This window comes from Pseudooctadecabacter jejudonensis (assembly GCF_900172275.1).
Taxonomy (GTDB): Bacteria; Pseudomonadota; Alphaproteobacteria; order Rhodobacterales; family Rhodobacteraceae; genus Octadecabacter; species Octadecabacter jejudonensis.
Genome location: NZ_FWFT01000006.1, coordinates 112,973 through 125,704, shown reverse-complemented (window position 1 = coordinate 125,704; position 12,732 = coordinate 112,973). Strand labels below are relative to the sequence as shown.

The window sequence follows — 12,732 nt, the reverse complement described above, 5'->3', positions numbered from 1 at the left end:
TCAGCCGCGCAGGCGCAGGTAAAGGTCAACACAAGGACCAAAACCCATGCCCACCACACGTTTCACCTTCCCAGGCCACGATGGCCAACAACTCGCCGCCCGTCTTGATCTGCCCGATGGGCCGCATCTGGCCACGGCCCTCTTTGCGCACTGCTTTACCTGTTCCAAAGACATCCCCGCCGCCCGCCGCATCGCGGGCCGACTGGCGGCCATGGGCATCGCGGTGCTGCGGTTCGATTTCACCGGCCTGGGCCACTCGGAAGGCGAGTTCGAGAATACGAACTTCACCACCAATGTCGCTGACCTCTCGGCCGCCGCGGCAGAGTTGGACAAACGTGGCATGACCCCCTCCCTGCTGATCGGTCATAGTCTGGGCGGGGCCGCCGTGCTCAAGGCAGCGCCTGATTTGCCGTCCATCAAAGGCGTCGTGACCATCGGCGCGCCCTTTGACCCCGAACACGTCACCCACAACTTCGCCGACAGCCTGCCCGACATCATCCGAGACGGCGTGGCCGAGGTTACGCTGGGCGGTCGCCCCTTCCGCATCTCCAACGACTTTCTGGAAGACGTCGCCAAAGGCCAGCTGACGCCCGCCATCGCCAAATTGGATGCCGCGCTGCTGGTCCTGCACGCCCCGCGGGATGCAACAGTCAGCATCGACAACGCGTCCGAGATTTTCTTGGCCGCCAAACACCCCAAAAGCTTCATCACCCTCGATGACGCCGATCACCTGCTCACACGTGCGCAAGACGCCGAATACGTGGCCAATATGATCGCCAGCTGGGCCACCAAATACGTTGACCTGAACCGCCCCGCCCCCCCCATCGGCATCCCCGAAGGCGTGCTACGGGTGTCCGAGGCCGACGCCTCAGGCTTTCTGCAAGACATCCAATCAGGCCCCCACCACGTCCTCGCGGACGAACCGGCGGCCTACGGCGGCACCAACAAAGGCCTCACGCCCTATGGCTTTCTATCCGCAGGTCTCGGGGCCTGTACCTCCATGACCATCCGCATGTATGCGCGCCGCAAAGGCTGGCCGCTGACCCATGTTTTGGTCGATGTGACACATGACAAAGTCCACGGACAAGACGCCGGCACCGAAACCAAATCCAAGATCGACAACTTCACCCGCACGATCCACCTCACCGGTGATCTCGACGACGCCCAACGGGCCCGCCTGCTGGAAATCGCCGACCGCTGCCCCGTCCACCAATCCCTTGAGCGCAGCAACCGGATTGAGACGAAATTGGCATAGGCCCCTGTCTTTGTTTCAAAAATATCCCCGCCGGAGGCGCAGGTCACACCCCAAATCCACGCCTTCGGAATGGGCTCACACCTGCCACAGGCACCCATAAACAAAACGAGGCGCGGAGCATCGCTCCGCGCCTCTCATTTTAACACCTATAGGCCGGTTTTAGCCGCGGGCGTCGCCCACCAGCTTCCAGATCGCAGGGAATGCGATGACCGCAACAACCAGCTTCAGCGCATCAACCCAGATAAAGGTCTTCACGCCGTAGGCGTACCAGTTAGCCCACCCGTAACCGGTGAAGGCTTCGCCGCCCACAAACCCGGACACAGCAGCCGTCGCCGCAGCGCCCAGCAGCGCCGCACCGGCGCTCAGCCACAGCACGCCTGGGATGTAGACGCACAGGATGCCCACGGCCATGGCCGCAGCCATCCGCAAAGGGGAGCGGTCCCAACCGGCAGAGGCCAGCGCGCCAACAGCATAGGCCGCAATCATAAAGCCCAGCAGGTAGCCACCCGTCGCACCCAGCACATAGGCCGGACCCGCGACAGCGCCCGCAAACACAGGCAGACCCTGCAGACCCAAAGCGATGTAGGACGCCACCGTCGCAGCCCCCAGCTTCGGCCCGTAGGCTGCACCGATCACCATGACAACCAGCATCTGCAAGGTCACCGGCACCGGTTGCGTCAGGATCTGGATCTTCGCGGAAACCGTCAGCGCGGCCACACCGGCCACCAGCAAAATTGCACGTTTGATCCAAAGGGCCGCGCCCTGTGCATCCCAAAGGCGGTCGCTCAGGACCATGTTTGTTGTGGCTGTCGACATGACGCTCTCCTTTATTTCGTTGGCCGCAGATAACCCTGTGCGCGCGCGTTCTGCAAGTGCGAAGGCCGCCTTTACCGCCAGATATCGCTAACGTCGCACATACCAGGTGACCGAAGTGTAATCCTTGCGCGGTCCCGTGACGTCCCAGCGCACAGCCCAGCAGGTCCATTCCGAAAAGTCATAACCGCCCCGATACATGTCCGCACCGCACAGATGTTCCGTGGCCTGCCCGCCAACCTCTGGGTCGAAATCATGAAACGGGCGGCCGTCTGCGAACAGCACCTCAATCCGTCCTGCCGTCGTCCGCCAAAGATAGGACCGCTCTGCTGCAAACCGCCCCGCCGGAAGGATCAACTCCCCCGCCTCCGCATAGGTCGCGCCCTCTGGCGTGGCGATGATGTCCGCTGTCCCTTCAAACTGGCTCTGTGCACCGCTCCGCCGGTCCTCAATGGTGCGCGACACTGTGAAGTGCCCGCAAAAATCGCCCAAACCTCGCATCAGTCTCTGTATGTCCCGTCGGTAAAGCTTCCGTCCTCTGCGATGAACCGCAGACCATCGCCCTGCCGCGCCATGTCATAGCAGAACCAACCGTCGCTGGGCGGCCACTGGCTGCAATACTGGTCGCCGCGCACGGCCCAGTACCCCCAACTGTCGCGGCCTGCATTATACAACGTGCGGCCAGAGGCGCGGAAATCCTGTGTCGCCCCGTCGTCATAAACCAAGGCACGGTCCGTCAGGGCCGCCGCGATCTGCGGTCCTGTCATGGGCTCCATCTGCGCCAATCCCACCGTCGGCGCACACAACAGCGCCATTGTCATCCCTCGCATCTCAACGCCCCTGTTGTTCTCACCCCGTCATCAGCTTATGACGCAGCGAACCCTGATTGCACGTCACAAAAGGCCATTTACCCATGATTCCTCGCTACGCCCGCCCCGCCATGACACAGATCTGGGAGCCCGCCACAAAATTCCGCATCTGGTATGAGATCGAGGCCCACGCCTGCGACGCCATGGCCGACCTCGGCGTCATCCCCCGCGAAAACGCGGACGCCGTCTGGAAGGCCCGCGACGTTGAATTCGACGTGGCCCGCATTGATGAGATTGAGGCCGTGACCAAACACGACGTGATCGCCTTCCTCACCCATCTGGCCGAACACGTAGGCTCCGAAGAGGCGCGCTTCGTCCACCAAGGCATGACGTCGTCCGACGTCCTGGACACCTGTCTGAACGTGCAACTGGTCCGCGCCGCCGACATCCTGATCGAAGATCTGGATAACCTGCTGGCCGCTTTGAAAAAGCGCGCGATGGAACACAAGATGACCGTCCGTGTGGGCCGCAGCCATGGCATCCATGCCGAACCCACCACCATGGGTCTGACGTTTGCCCGCTTTTACGCCGAAATGGATCGCAACCGCGCCCGCATGGTCGCCGCGCGGGACGAGATTGCCACCGGTGCCATCTCCGGCGCCGTGGGCACCTTCGCCAACATCGACCCCGCCGTGGAGGAGCATGTCTGCGAAAAACTGGGCCTGCACCCCGAACCGATCAGCACCCAAGTCATCCCCCGTGACCGTCACGCCATGTTCTTTGCCGTGCTGGGTGTCATCGCGTCGTCCATCGAAAACGTCGCCATTGAAATCCGTCACATGCAGCGCACCGAAGTCCTTGAGGGGGCGGAGTTTTTCTCAATGGGCCAAAAAGGCTCCTCCGCGATGCCGCACAAGAAAAACCCGGTGCTGACCGAAAACCTCACCGGTCTGGCGCGTCTGGTGCGCATGACGGTCATTCCGGCTATGGAAAACGTCGCCCTCTGGCACGAACGCGATATTTCGCATTCCTCTGTCGAACGTGGCATCGGGCCTGACGCGACAGTGACGCTTGATTTTGCGCTCAACCGTCTGACGGGCGTTGTCGACAAGATGTTGATCTTCCCCGACAACATGCTGGATAATATGAACAAATTCCCGGGCCTTGTGATGTCTCAGCGGGTGCTTCTCGCCCTGACACAGGCTGGTGTCAGCCGTGAAGACGCCTATTCCATGGTGCAACGCAATGCGCTGAAGGTCTGGGAACACCGCGTCGATTTCCGCGAAGAACTGCTCGCGGATGAAGAGGTTGTCGCAGCCCTTGGCGTCGATGGCATCAACGAGAAATTCGACATGGATTACCACACCAAACACGTCGACACGATCTTCAAACGCGTGTTCGGCTAACACCCGTTTCCTCCGTGGGTCCCCACCCCACGGAGGCAAAACAGCAAGATCAGGCGACCTGACGGTCCGCCTCCTCTTTGTGACGGGCCGCAATCGCCATGACCGCGTATTTGTGGCCGTCATCATCGTTCTCATAGGGTTCGCCCAACAACTGCGCGCCATAGCCCAGACGTTTCAGCGCCCGCAGCAACCACAGGTTCGACAAGGAAATCAACGTGGTCGCGCCCTCGGCCGTGGCCATGTCGATCAGCCCCCCCACGATCAAATCCAGACATTCCGTGCGCGCCCGCATTGATTTCACTTCGGGTGAAATAACCAACCGCGTGCATTCCCAGGCCTCTGGGCCGTCGATGATCGTGTCCAGCAGGTCGGTGGGGATCGTGGACAGTTTGCCGGTCATGGCATCTTTCAACATATAGGTGTGATCGCCCCATTGCGCCGCACAGGACATGGCACGCGCACCGGCCATCACGCGGCCCTCATCGTCCAGCACCAGACAGTAGCGGGCCATGGGGTTGTCGTACTGGTCCATTTCCACATCTGCGTTGTGCGGGATCTGCCAGTTCAGGGTATCGACAAAGAACGATTTCCGCAGGGCGAGGTAATCAAAGAACGCACCGCCGTGTTGATGCACGTTAGACAAGTTAAAGGTGATATTTTGCATTTCCACTCTCCTATTTGGAGAGTCTATTTAGCGTTCATTCCACAGGTAGATTAACCACATTTTCCCTTTGGAATGAGGTTTTTAGCCTCCAAACCGCGCGACTCTATGACCCCATAATTTGGTTAAAATATCGTTAACCATTACACCGCGCAAAATTCGCGCATAGGTTGTAATCCGTGTCAATATTGGGCGCAGTCCGGCCCAAAAACATCGCCCAAAAAGAATCAGATCAGGCCGAATTGTTTGACCATCGCCGCCGCCTGCGCCGACGTCTGCGCCCCCAATTTGGACTTGGCATTCTTCAGCCGCTGCTTCACCGCCCCTTCGGTGACACCCAAATCATGGGCAATCTGTTTCAGGCGTTGCCCGTCGCGCACCATGGCCAGCACCTCAAGCTCGGCCGCAGTCAGATTGGTAGGCGGCGCTTTGGCGTGATGCAGATTTTTGATGTAGGTCGACAGGGCCGCAATCTCGTCATCCGTGAACTCCCGGTCAGGGCGCGCAAAATGCCCGAACGATCGGTGGCCATCGGCGTTGCCATCAAAATAGGACACCGCCGCGCCGTAGCGCAGACCGAACGTTTGGGCCTGATCCAGCACCCGCATCGGATCATCGAAGTCAATCGCACTCCACCGGATGGATCCCGTATTGCTGTAGACCCAGCGTGTCACCGGATCATGCAACATAAAACGTAACTTGGTGTAGTGATCGATCCACGGCTGCGGCAGGGCGTTCACCTCTTCCATGGGAAAGGCAAATCCGACCCGCAGGGCGATGTAGTATCCTGATCGGGCGAGGGCTGTGACGTCATCTGATGATGCGAGATCGCCCAAACTCTCCCCTTCCCTGCTGCAAACCTATCGCGGGACCTGTCTAAAAGACAAAAAAGGGCACTTTCCCGCTGTCCATGCCTCGTGAAACTTTCTACCCACTTGAGCGAGTCGTAAGCAACCGTCAAGCGAACCGGAGCGCGTAAAATGGCCGATCTAGAAAAGATCACCGATCTGATTGAAACAGCAGAAGACATGGCCCCCGCGGGGTTTGCCATTGCGTTTCACATCCGCATGACATCGTCCGAATTCCAGTTTCAGACCTATCCCAAGGCGTGGATGGATTTGTACAACAGCAAAGGGTTCATCATGTCGGACCCAACAGTGGGATGGGCGTTTGCCAATACCGGATCCATCAGGTGGTCCGCCCTGTCGGATCAGGACGCATTGAAAATCTACGAACAATCCGCAGATTTCGGGATCAAATATGGCACAGCCATCGGGGTTGAAGCCGGCGGATCACGTTCCATCGCGGGCTTTGCCCGTCCAGACCGGGAATACACGGACGCGGAAATGCAAACCTTGACGGACCACGTTCAAGATCTGCACAGCCTCACCGCATCCGAAACCGGCATGACGCCCGAGGTACGGGCCGAATTGCACAAACTCTCAGTCCGCATGACACACCCCAGCTAACCCCAAGGGGATGTGCGCAATTTGGGGCACATCCCGCTTCAGCGTTAATCGGCAATTTACCGATACCCTCTATCACCATGCTGAATTGACAAGCTTTGGTGATTTATGTCTGGCTCTGCTGCTCTTTCGAATGCCTCCCCCTCCAACCTGCCCGCGATCTCACGTTCGCAAAAGGCTGCGATGGTTGTGCAGTTCTTACTGCGCAACGATGGCGATCTGCCCCTGTCTGATCTGCCTGAGGCGACGCAGGCCCGCCTGACCCGCGAACTCGGCGCGCTCAGCATCATCGACAAAAAGACGCTGAATCAAGTGATTGAGGAATTCTCGTCTGAGCTGTCCTCCATCGCCCTCACAGCGCCCGGCAGTGTTGAGGCTGCTTTGCAATCCCTTGAGGGGCGCATTTCACCGGGCACCGTGGCCAAACTGCGCGAAGAGGCAGCCGCCCGCGCAGGCCACGACCCCTGGAAAACGGTTCTCGAACTCGAAAACGAAGATATCCTTCCGATAACCGAGGCCGAAAGCCCCGAGATTTCCGCGATTCTGCTGTCAAAGATGACGACGGCAAAGGCGGCTGAGCTGTTGGGCATGATGCCCGGCGCGCGCGCCCGTCGCATCGCCTTTTCCATGTCGCGCACCACCAAAGTCACACCGCAGGCGCTTGGCCGGATCGGGGCCAGTTTGGCAAAAAACTACTGCGGCGTCTCGATCTCTGCCTTTCCCGACACACCCGAAAGCAGAATCGGCGCAATCCTCAATTCCAGCTCCGCCAGCACGCGCGATGGCATCCTTGAGGGACTGCTGGCGGAGGATCCCACCTTCGGAGAGGGCGTGCGCAAGGCCATCTTCACCTTTGCCGACATTCCCGCACGGCTGGCGGTGCCGGATGTGCCCAAGGCCATCCGCGAGGTCGATCAGGCCGATCTTGTCACTGCAATCGGCTTTGCCAAGCAGGAAGGCGGCGATTTGGAGGCCGCCGCCACCTTCATCCTCGAAAACATGTCCAGCCGCATGGCCGACAACCTGCGCGAAGAAATCGGGGAACGGGGCAAGATCAAACAATCGGATGGCGAAACGGCCCAAACCGCCCTTGTCACCGCGATCCGTGCGGCGGCGAGCGATGGCACGCTGACCTTGATTGTGCCGGATGAGGATGAAGACTGACCTTGGCAAAGGGGCAGCTCAGGGTCTAGCCTCCCGACATGGCTGAAAAAACTAACCCCCAAGAGGGCACGCCCTCAAAAAACCCCGCGCGCCGCTGGCACGATGACCCTGCGCGCCGCTGGCACGACAATCCCGCGCGCCGTTGGCATGACATGGGCGGCGATGACGCAGGACCCGTCCCCACAGACCAACATGATTTCTCCCTTTGGGAAAAACGCGTTGATGCCTTGATGATCATCGGGTCAGCCAAGGGCTATTTCACCGTCGACGGATTGCGCCGCGTTCTTGAGGACATGGGCGAAGACGCCTTTGAAACCATGACCTATTACGAACGTTGGATCGCATCGGTGAACCAGAACCTCATCGAAGGCGGCGCCTACACCACCGCTGAATTGGCCGCAAAAATGGACGACGTCGCAAGGCGCGGCCTTACCTACGGCGACGCGGCTGGGGCCCCATGATGCAAAAAGTACGCGTCAAACCCCTGATGCCGCCCGGCCACGTGCGCACTCCGCACTATCTGCGGGGCAAAGCCGGCGTGATCGAACGCAGTCTGGGCGCCTTTCCCAACCCCGAAGACCTCGCCTATGGACACGACGCACCCGCCCTGCCCTTACACCGTGTGCGGTTCCGCATGGGTGACATCTGGGGGCCGGACACGCCCAACCCCGACGACACCCTCGACGCCGAAATTTATGATCACTGGTTGGAGCCCGCAGACGATGCCCCATGATCACCACGATTCCCTTAGCCCGTCCGGCCATCCCTACCGCGCCGATGACGACACCCCGCTCAGCTACTGGCAAACCATGGAAATCGCCGTGCGCGAATTGCTGGTCGAAAAAGGCATCACATCGCCCGAAGAGATTGCGTCCCAGATCAACACCATGGACGCCCGAAGCCCCGCAAATGGCGCGCAAGTCGTCGCGCGCGCCTGGACAGATCCGGACTTTCACGCAGCCCTGATGCAAGATGCCTCCGCCGCGACGCGGGATATGGGGTTCGACATTGGCCCGCTGAAATTGATCGCCGTCGAAAATACGGCCCATGAACACAATATCATCGTCTGCACCTTGTGTTCATGTTACCCGCGCAATCTGTTGGGCCTGCCGCCCGATTGGTACAAATCGAGGGCCTATCGCAGCCGAACAGTGCGCGATCCACGCGGTGTGCTGGCCGAATTTGGCGTCACCCTGCCCGACACCACAAGAGTGCGCGTCCACGACAGCACGGCCGACATGCGATATATTGTGATCCCCGCGCGACCGTCGGGCACCGATGGCATGTCTGTTGATGAATTGGCAAAATTGGTGACCCGCGACAGCATGATCGGCACGGGGGTCGCCCGTCAACCTTAGCGCAAAACAGCCGTCGCCAAAACAGCACCGGGGCCATTCGCGGCACCTTCTTGCTGTACGATCACAACAATCGGCGCGTCGCCCTGCACGGGGATGGACAGCTGCAGGCTGTCTGCACCGGACCATTCGCCCACGGTCTGCCAGTCGGTAACGATGTTGGCATATTCGAGGGTGCGCCCCGCATTTTCGCCCCGTTGGATATCCACTGTCTCGCGCGCACTGAAACGGACGACCTGGACCGTGGTCCCTGCGGGCAAGGCCTGCTCGGTGGTTCCGGTGATTGTCAACGCACCGCCCGCGACGGCCGCATCAACCGCAACGCCAGTGGGGGCTTGATGGGCCTTGATCGCATCGGCCACCTGCATCGGCTTTGCACCAATCACATGCGTCTGCCCTGCAATCACCATCTGGGGCGTGTAGATCGTATTGTGCCCCGCCGCCGCAGCATATCCTTGCTGTCGCACAGTGTGGCGCGGATCGGCAAAGCTGTCCGCCCAGCCGATATAATCCCAATAATCCACATGCAGCGCCAATGGGATCACGTCATCGCGGTCCGCCAAATCATGCAAAAGCGCATCCGCAGGCGGGCAGCTGGAACACCCCTGCGATGTATAAAGCTCAATGACCACCGGCCCCTCAGCAGACGCGGGTGCGGCCCCCATCATGGTGATGGCGACAGACAAACTGGCGAGTATTTGACGCATATAGATTCCCTTATTCTGCCCCATGGGTAACGGGGCTGTCTTCCATATGCCAATCAACCGTTCGCGAGGCGTCTGTTACAATTGCGACACCCGCAGCCGTTCATCACGTCGTAAGGGATCCTGTCGCGAGATAAATGGGAAAAATCACATCGCGCCTGCGTCACTCAAACGCATCAAAATAAGTATAAACAACACTTGGCAGCTATTGTGTGCGATTGTATACCGCAGCCAGAATCATCCCACGTTCATCGCAGGAGACGCACATGCCCATCACAGTTGGCCACGACAGCGCAAAAACGCGCAAGACCCTAACGGTTGGCGATCAAACCCTCGCCTATTACTCCATTCCGGCCGCGCAAGACGCCGGTTTGGGTGACTTTTCCAACTTGCCCGCCGCGTTGAAGGTGGTGCTGGAAAACATGCTGCGTTTCGAAGACGGCAAGACCGTCAGCGTGGACGACATCAAGGCCTTCGCCGAATGGGGCGCCAAGGGCGGCAAGAACCCCCGCGAAATCGCGTACCGCCCTGCCCGTGTGCTGATGCAGGACTTCACCGGCGTTCCGGCGGTGGTCGATCTGGCCGCAATGCGTGACGGCATCGTGGCCTTGGGCGGTGATGCCCAGCAGATCAACCCGCTGAACCCTGTTGATCTGGTCATCGACCACTCCGTCATGATCGACGAATTCGGCAACCCGCGCGCCTTCCAGATGAACGTGGACCGTGAATATGAACGCAATATGGAACGCTACACCTTCCTGAAATGGGGTCAGTCCGCGTTCAACAACTTCCGCGTTGTCCCACCCGGCACCGGCATCTGCCATCAGGTGAACCTGGAATATCTCTCCCAAACCGTTTGGACCGATACGGACCAGAACGGCGAAGAGGTGGCCTACCCCGACACGCTGGTGGGCACCGACAGCCACACCACCATGGTCAACGGTGCGGCCGTTCTGGGCTGGGGCGTCGGCGGGATTGAGGCTGAGGCCGCGATGCTGGGTCAGCCGATCTCAATGCTGATCCCAGAGGTTGTAGGCTTTGAGCTGACAGGCGCCATGATGGAAGGCACCACAGGCACCGACCTTGTGCTGAAGGTGGTGGAAATGCTCCGCGCCAAAGGCGTGGTGGGCAAGTTCGTGGAATTCTACGGTGCGGGCCTCGACAGCCTGCCGCTGGCGGATCGTGCCACCATCGCCAACATGGCCCCCGAATACGGCGCCACCTGCGGCTTCTTCCCGATCGACAATGAAACCCTGCGCTACCTGCGCAACACCGGCCGCGACGAAGACCGCATCGCGCTGGTCGAAGCCTACGCCAAGGAAAACGGCTTCTGGCGCGGCGACGATTACGCCCCCGTCTACACCGACACCCTGCACCTCGACATGGGCGCCATCGTGCCCGCAATCTCGGGCCCCAAACGTCCACAGGACTACGTGGCCCTGACGAATGCGAAATCTGCCTTCGCAAAGGAAATGGAAGAGACGTTCAAACGTCCCATGGGCAAGGAAGTCGCCGTTGCAGGCGAAGATTACACGATGGAAAGCGGCAAGGTTGTGATCGCCTCGATCACGTCGTGCACCAACACCTCCAACCCCTACGTCATGATCGGCGCGGGCCTTGTGGCGCGCAAAGCCGCAGCCTTGGGTCTGGACCGCAAACCTTGGGTGAAAACCTCCCTCGCCCCCGGCTCTCAGGTCGTGTCTGCCTACCTTGAGGCCGCTGGCCTGCAGGACGATCTGGACAAGATCGGCTTCAACCTCGTGGGCTATGGCTGCACGACCTGCATCGGCAACTCCGGTCCGATCCAGAAAGAATTGTCCGAAGCCATTGCCGAAGGCGATCTGGTCGCGACCTCCGTTCTGTCGGGCAACCGCAACTTCGAAGGTCGGATTTCACCAGACGTGCGCGCCAACTATCTGGCCTCACCGCCGCTGGTCGTGGCCTATGCGCTGGCCGGCACGATGGACATCAATCTGGCCACAGATCCGATTGCCCAGACGCCCGACGGCAAAGATGTGTACCTGAAAGACATCTGGCCCACGTCTCAGGAAGTGGCCGAGCTGGTCGAGGCGACCGTGACCCGCGAAGCGTTCCAGTCCAAATACGCTGACGTCTTCAAAGGCGACGAAAAGTGGCAGGGCGTTCAAACGACGGATGCAGAAACCTACGATTGGCCCGCCCAATCCACCTACATCCAGAACCCGCCCTATTTCCAAGGCATGTCCAAGGAGCCTGGCGTGATCACCAACATCGAAGGCGCGCGTGTTCTGGCCCTGCTCGGTGACATGATCACCACCGACCACATCTCGCCTGCTGGTGCGTTCAAGGAAACGACGCCCGCCGGTCAATATCTGGTGGACCGTCAGGTGCCTGTGCGCGAGTTCAACTCCTACGGCTCACGCCGCGGCAACCACGAGGTCATGATGCGCGGCACCTTCGCCAACATCCGCATCAAGAATGAGATGCTGGACGGCGTCGAAGGCGGCTACACCAAAGGCCCCGATGGCGCGCAAACCTCGATCTTTGAGGCGGCGATGGCCTATCAGGATGCGGGCGTGCCCACGGTGATTTTCGGTGGTGAACAATACGGTGCGGGATCAAGCCGTGACTGGGCGGCCAAAGGCACAAACCTGCTGGGCGTCAAGGCTGTCATCGCCGAGAGCTTCGAGCGGATCCACCGTTCAAACCTCGTGGGCATGGGCGTCATCCCGTTTGAATTCACCGGCGGCGACACGCGCAAATCGCTGGGTTTGACGGGCGATGAAACAGTGTCAATCTCTGGCCTTGATACAGTGCAACCTTTGCAAGAGGTCCCCTGCACGATCACCATGGCAGACGGCAGCGTGAAAGAAATCACGTTGAAGTGCCGGATCGATACCGCGATCGAGATCGAATACATCGAACACGGTGGAGTTCTGCACTACGTGCTGCGCAACCTGGCCTCCGAGACCGCCATCGCGGCGGAGTGATGCTCTAAAATTCCGGAATTTTAGAGACGCGACTTTAACGCGCCGCCTGACATTCAGGCGGCGCGTTTTTTGTGGGCGGGTGATTTTGCATATTTTTGAAACAGCGAAACCTAGACGGCGCGCTGGGTCG

At 59.9% G+C, this 12,732-nt stretch carries 14 protein-coding genes; 8 read left to right on the top strand and 6 right to left on the bottom strand.

Translation table 11 applies throughout. From position 1 onward, the window contains the following. Positions 1-46: 46 nt before the first annotated feature. A complete protein-coding gene (locus PSJ8397_RS15475) occupies positions 47-1,255 on the top strand; it encodes a bifunctional alpha/beta hydrolase/OsmC family protein (RefSeq protein WP_085865537.1) in 1,209 nt (402 codons plus the stop codon). Between the two features lie 159 nt (positions 1,256-1,414). Here the strand turns inward: PSJ8397_RS15475 and PSJ8397_RS15470 are convergent, their stop codons facing one another. The 3 genes from PSJ8397_RS15470 to PSJ8397_RS15460 all read right to left on the bottom strand — a co-directional run bounded on the left by PSJ8397_RS15470 (position 1,415) and on the right by PSJ8397_RS15460 (position 2,898). Then, a complete protein-coding gene (locus PSJ8397_RS15470; RefSeq protein ID WP_085865536.1) occupies positions 1,415-2,071 on the bottom strand; it encodes a biotin transporter BioY in 657 nt (218 codons plus the stop codon). Between the two features lie 87 nt (positions 2,072-2,158). Further along, a complete protein-coding gene (locus tag PSJ8397_RS15465; protein ID WP_085865535.1) occupies positions 2,159-2,569 on the bottom strand; it encodes a DUF6314 family protein in 411 nt (136 codons plus the stop codon). Next, on the bottom strand, positions 2,569-2,898 hold the full coding sequence (locus tag PSJ8397_RS15460) for a hypothetical protein (protein ID WP_085865534.1): 330 nt from the start codon (positions 2,896-2,898) through the stop codon (positions 2,569-2,571). Before PSJ8397_RS15460 ends, PSJ8397_RS15465 begins: the two co-directional genes overlap by 1 nt. 83 nt (positions 2,899-2,981) lie before the next feature. On the opposite strand from PSJ8397_RS15460, the gene purB reads away from it, so the two are divergent. Beyond that, positions 2,982-4,283 carry an adenylosuccinate lyase gene (purB, locus tag PSJ8397_RS15455; protein WP_085865533.1) on the top strand — a complete coding sequence of 434 codons (1,302 nt, stop codon included), beginning with the start codon at positions 2,982-2,984 and terminating at the stop codon, positions 4,281-4,283. A 49-nt stretch (positions 4,284-4,332) separates the two neighbouring features. On the opposite strand, the gene PSJ8397_RS15450 is transcribed toward purB, so the two are convergent. Together PSJ8397_RS15450 and PSJ8397_RS15445 are read right to left on the bottom strand one after the other, a co-directional pair. Beyond that, entirely contained in the window at positions 4,333-4,947 is a 615-nt protein-coding gene (locus PSJ8397_RS15450; RefSeq protein ID WP_085865532.1) for an acyl-homoserine-lactone synthase, read from the bottom strand. 224 nt (positions 4,948-5,171) lie between these two features. After that, positions 5,172-5,780, bottom strand: coding sequence for a helix-turn-helix transcriptional regulator (locus tag PSJ8397_RS15445; RefSeq protein ID WP_085865531.1), 609 nt, complete (start codon positions 5,778-5,780; stop codon positions 5,172-5,174). 144 nt (positions 5,781-5,924) lie between these two features. Here PSJ8397_RS15445 and PSJ8397_RS15440 point away from each other — a divergent pair, with 144 nt between their 5' ends. From PSJ8397_RS15440 to nthA, 5 genes are all read left to right on the top strand, one after another. Continuing rightward, positions 5,925-6,413, top strand: a complete 489-nt coding sequence (locus PSJ8397_RS15440) for an autoinducer binding domain-containing protein (RefSeq protein WP_085865530.1) — start codon at positions 5,925-5,927, stop codon at positions 6,411-6,413. Between the two features lie 105 nt (positions 6,414-6,518). After that, positions 6,519-7,574 (top strand): FliG C-terminal domain-containing protein, encoded by a 1,056-nt coding sequence (locus PSJ8397_RS15435; protein WP_085865529.1) that lies wholly within the window; start codon positions 6,519-6,521, stop codon positions 7,572-7,574. Between the two features lie 152 nt (positions 7,575-7,726). Next, on the top strand, positions 7,727-8,035 hold the full coding sequence (locus PSJ8397_RS17375) for an SH3-like domain-containing protein (RefSeq protein ID WP_085865638.1): 309 nt from the start codon (positions 7,727-7,729) through the stop codon (positions 8,033-8,035). Further along, the gene (locus PSJ8397_RS17370; protein WP_085865528.1) at positions 8,032-8,307 is read left to right on the top strand and encodes an SH3-like domain-containing protein; all 276 of its coding nucleotides are present in this window, start codon (positions 8,032-8,034) and stop codon (positions 8,305-8,307) included. Before PSJ8397_RS17375 ends, PSJ8397_RS17370 begins: the two co-directional genes overlap by 4 nt. After that, on the top strand, positions 8,297-8,932 hold the full coding sequence (nthA, locus tag PSJ8397_RS15420) for a nitrile hydratase subunit alpha (RefSeq protein ID WP_085865527.1): 636 nt from the start codon (positions 8,297-8,299) through the stop codon (positions 8,930-8,932). Before PSJ8397_RS17370 ends, nthA begins: the two co-directional genes overlap by 11 nt. On the opposite strand, the gene PSJ8397_RS15415 is transcribed toward nthA, so the two are convergent. Next, positions 8,929-9,636 carry a DUF1223 domain-containing protein gene (locus tag PSJ8397_RS15415; protein ID WP_085865526.1) on the bottom strand — a complete coding sequence of 236 codons (708 nt, stop codon included), beginning with the start codon at positions 9,634-9,636 and terminating at the stop codon, positions 8,929-8,931. The two genes, nthA and PSJ8397_RS15415, sit on opposite strands and share 4 nt — an antisense overlap. A 263-nt stretch (positions 9,637-9,899) precedes the next feature. On the opposite strand from PSJ8397_RS15415, the gene acnA reads away from it, so the two are divergent. Next, positions 9,900-12,602, top strand: a complete 2,703-nt coding sequence (gene acnA, locus PSJ8397_RS15410) for an aconitate hydratase AcnA (protein ID WP_085865525.1) — start codon at positions 9,900-9,902, stop codon at positions 12,600-12,602. Positions 12,603-12,732 lie beyond the last annotated feature (130 nt).